The sequence below is a fragment of the Nocardioides sp. genome (assembly GCF_004803405.1).
Lineage (GTDB): Bacteria > Actinomycetota > Actinomycetes > Propionibacteriales > Nocardioidaceae > Nocardioides > Nocardioides vastitatis.
Genome location: NZ_SSXI01000153.1, coordinates 1 through 3,134 on the forward strand (window position 1 = coordinate 1; position 3,134 = coordinate 3,134).

Genomic DNA, 3,134 nt, shown 5'->3' on the forward strand with positions numbered 1-3,134 from the left:
CGCCCGGAGCGCTCGGCGGGCTGCTCCGCCGTGCCGCGGCGGAGCCCGGCGAACGGTTCGGGCGGGCGAACCGCAGTGTGCCGGTCCACATCCGCCTGGCGATCCGGGACCACGTCACGGCGCGCGCGGACGGCGCGGACCTGGTGCTCACTCACGACCTGCCCGACGTGAGGATCAAGTTCCGCGAGGACGAGTTCAACGCCCTCCTCGACCAGATGGAGACGCCCCACCGGGTGGTCACGGTGATTCCCGCCGAGGACCCCCCGCCACCCCCGCCGACGCGTGAGGGGCCAGAGCCGCGGGTGCCGCCGATCGACCGCCCGATCAGCCGGGCGACGATCAGCCTGCGTGAGTACCGCGACGTCGTCGTGGCGCCCAAGCAGGTCCTCGTGGACGGCCGGTTCCTGCTGCCGGACACCTACCGCCACAACCAGTGGAGGAGGCTGCAGCACACACTCCTGGCCGACGCCGCCCCGCGCTTCGCGATCACCCGCCGCCCGCTGCCCGCCGACCCCGATCGCCTCGACGGCACCTACCTCCACCTCGACAACGAGTTCCGCGGGCACTTCGGCCACCTGCTGACCGAGTCGCTGTCGCGGGTCTGGAGCTGGCCGGAGGCGCTGGCGATCGACCCCGAGGCGAAGGTCCTGGTGGGTGTGACGAGCAAGCGCCCGCGGCCGCTCGAGTACGAGTACCTCCTCTACGAGGCCTGCGGGATCCCGCGGGACCGGGTCGTCGTCCTCGACCACCCGGTCCGGGTCGAGCGCCTGATCAGCGGCACCCCGATGTTCAGTCACCCGCAGTACGTCCACCCCCGGATCGCCGAGACCTGGCTGAGCGTCGGCGACGCGCTCGCCGCCCAGGCGGAGCCGCGCGACTGGCCGCGGCGGTTCTTCGCCGCCCGTCGGACGGGGAAGCGAGCCTGCGAGAACGGGGCAGAGGTAGAGGCGCAGTTCGCCCAGCGAGGCTTCGAGATCCTCTACCCCGAGGACTTCACGCTGGGCGAGCAGGTCCAGCTCTTCAGGAACGCCGAGGTGATCGCGGGGTACGCCGGGAGCGGGCTGTTCCAGATCGCGTTCGTGCCGGATCCGAAGCGCGTGATCATGATCGGCGCGGAGACCTACCGGCCCCGCAACGAGTACCTCATGGCAGCCGTCCACGGGCACCGCGTCGACTCTGTGATCTGTCGCTCCGAGGGGCGCGGCCTGCAGTCGTCGTACCGCTACGACGATGAGAGGGAGGGCCCGTTCCTCCGCGGAATCCTCGACGAGATCGGCGGCTGAGCTGCCGCAAGCCCGCCGGCTGGGAGATTTCTTCCCCCATTCTTCCGTTCTCGTCCAGTTCCGGGGATCAGACGCCTAGGCTCAAGAAATGCCTAGTACTCACCAAATCCTGACAATGTCCCGCCGGGCCGTCGCCAGCGGCGTCGCTGGCGTCCTGATCGCGACGCTCGGCACGATCCTGCAACTGGGTGGGGGCGCGGCTCCGACAGCCAGCGCCCACGGGGAAACCAATGTGACCGGATGCCAGGTGAAGTCGACGTTGGGTGGCCGCATTACGTGGCACCACTTCACTCGGCCTCATGCACCCTGCGAACTCGGTACTTCGAGTGCGCAGGATGTCCACATCCGCAACGAGATGATCCGGCTGATCGACGACACCCCGGCGCCCGCCGCGGGGGCGGATCCCGTGATCATTCGGGGGGCCTTCCTTGCCATCCGCGAGCCAGCAGTGGTCGACGCGTTGAAGAGAGCCCACGATCGTGGTGTCACCGTCCGTTTCACGTTCACCTACGACACCCCGCAACTGGGGGACAAGAGCTTCTACCGCGCGTTCGGCGGCCGGCGATGCGGAGAGTTCAAGCCGCTGGGTGGCTCCAGTCCTCTGTACTCACCCGATGACGACGGAGACGGCACCTTGTCGGAGGGTCGTTGGGGGTGCAACTCAGACCACACCTCTGGGATCGCCCACACGAAGGCAATGACTTTTTCGAAGACGAAGGATCCCGAGGGTGTCGTCCGTCCATGGGTCGTGTGGACCGGCTCTCACAACGCGGCTCAGAGTCACGGTGGCTCCGGCGGTTACAACAACTCGATGACCTCCTATAACGACCAGGCGCTCTATGGTGACCACGAAAACTACGACGGTCTCGGCGTTTACAACATCCTTCGTCAGATGTACAACAACGCCGACGAGCCCATCGGCGCTCCCAGGCGACTCAAGGGCTGGGTCGACTACTACGTCCCCGACGAGCGCGGCACGGTGAACGGTCTGAGCGCGAACATCATCGCCTCGCCCGAGGCTCAGACCGACTTCATCGTGGGTCGCCTCAACCTCTGGCAGCCCAATGGCAACTGTGAGGTTCGTGTCCAGCAAGCCGTCTTTCGCCGCGCCGAGATCGCCGAAAAGCTCGTTCAGATGTCCAATGCGGGCTGCCGTGTATGGGTGATGGCCGGGACCTACACGCCGTCCATCGTCGACATTCTCAAGAGGGCGGCCGGCGCGATGAGCATCCGGGAGATGCCGCGGGTGCACGACAAGTCCTTCCTCGTCCAGGGCAACCGCAAGTCCGGTGGTTCGGTGTCGTATCAGGTCTACGCCGGATCGCACAACCTCAATGTGCCCTCGCTGCGCCAGAACGATGAGTTCTTCGTGATGCTCACACCGGAAGGCGACACTCACCCGGTCTACAACGCCTACAACGCGCATTTCGGTCCACACGGGCCGTGGGGGCAGTGCACGGTCGACAATTCCGCCAACGGCTGCCAGATCTACCGGTAGCGCGGACGGCGCGTTCGTCTCGGTGGGCTGTGATGCAGCCCACCGAGACGAACCGTTCCCGGTGTTCAGCAGTCGGCGTACCGTAGGGGCGTCCCGGAGCCCCGGGACGAACGGAATGAGCACAACGTCCGGTACCCACACCGGCTCCGTTGGTCGAGACGCGCCGAGCTCCACGCGGCGCCTCGAGACCGAAGGAGTGGCCGGCGGGACTGGAACGAAAGGTTCAAGATGTCCCACCGCATGCGGGTGGGCGTCGTCGGCGCTGGCCGCGTCGGCGCCGTCCTGGCCGCCGGCCTCCGAGCGGCCGGCCACCTCGTCGTCGCTGCCGCGGGCGAGTCCGACGCTTCGCGTCG

At 67.5% G+C, this 3,134-nt stretch carries 2 protein-coding genes and 1 pseudogene; all 3 read left to right on the plus strand.

Features of this window, described 5'->3' with window-relative positions:
- A partial coding sequence (locus E7Z54_RS11190) for a glycosyltransferase family 61 protein (protein ID WP_136433713.1) occupies positions 1-1,283 on the plus strand: 1,283 nt, incomplete at its 5' end.
- 88 nt (positions 1,284-1,371) lie between these two features.
- The gene (locus tag E7Z54_RS11195; protein ID WP_136433714.1) at positions 1,372-2,781 is read left to right on the plus strand and encodes a phospholipase D-like domain-containing protein; all 1,410 of its coding nucleotides are present in this window, start codon (positions 1,372-1,374) and stop codon (positions 2,779-2,781) included.
- A gap of 240 nt (positions 2,782-3,021) precedes the next feature.
- Positions 3,022-3,134, plus strand: a pseudogene (locus E7Z54_RS11200) (DUF2520 domain-containing protein); the annotation flags it as partial.